Origin of the sequence: Nocardia alni (genome assembly GCF_019038435.1) — a bacterium.
GTDB classification, from domain to species: Bacteria; Actinomycetota; Actinomycetes; order Mycobacteriales; family Mycobacteriaceae; genus Nocardia; species Nocardia alni.
This window is the reverse complement of record NZ_JAGPOX010000324.1, coordinates 1-769: the sequence shown is the minus strand read 5'-3', so window position 1 is coordinate 769 and position 769 is coordinate 1. Positions and strand designations below refer to the sequence as shown.

1 protein-coding gene is annotated in these 769 nt (G+C 67.4%); it reads right to left on the bottom strand.

What is annotated here, in order from left to right; genetic code table 11:
• Positions 1 to 106: 106 nt before the first annotated feature.
• Positions 107 to 769, bottom strand: a 663-nt coding sequence (locus JZ791_RS44145) for a type II toxin-antitoxin system HipA family toxin (RefSeq protein ID WP_216903937.1), incomplete at its 5' end; no start/stop codon positions are given.

Here is a 769-nt window from a genome sequence, read left to right as displayed (position 1 = left end):
CTCCACCAGCGTCCCAACTGCCGTATCGAAGTCGAGCGGGTGGGCCCGCGCCTGGCGAAGCGTCGGGAACTGCGAGGGGGAGAGAGCCCCAGCTGGGGGCACGAGATCAGTCATTGGCTGCCGAGCCCTTCCTCGCCGCGCGGGCGTCCAAAGATGCGATCAGCGGCGTCCCTCGAAAGTGGCGCATCAGGTTGGCCTTCTGCTCCGGCAGCAAGTCCGAGGCCTCGATCATCGGGGGCCAGCTGGCGTGGGCGCGGCGCACAGTGTCCTTCACGATGGACTGCAGCTTTGGTTCAGATAGCGCCGGCACCGCGTTGCAGAGCTGGCGGATCACCGCCGGGGAAACGCGCGCCTGCTTGGGCCCCCCGGGCAAGAAGGCCAACGCGTGGCCACGCCCCGAGAGGTAGGCGGCGTACGCCACCACGTCGTACGCGGGGGAGAGCGCTGGAGTGCGGCCATCCTTGTAGAGAAGCCCGAAGTTCTTCAGGTGACCGTCGAAGTTGCCCAACAGGTCGTTGACGACGACTCGGCGCAGCAGCTCGTGTGCGGCGTCCAGCCCCAGCCCCTCGACGTTGGCCAGCAGCGTGAGCATGGTCGCGTAGGTGGCCACTGGGTGGGTGTACTTCTGTTCCGGCGAAACGCCAAGGATCTGCGCGAAGTCTTCGGAGTGGATGTGCTTGCGGCCGGCGCGATCGAAGCGCCGGACCGCGAGGAACTGCCGTCCTTCGCCCAGCACGAAGGGCTGATCCGCTTCGATGTGGTCCAGGGG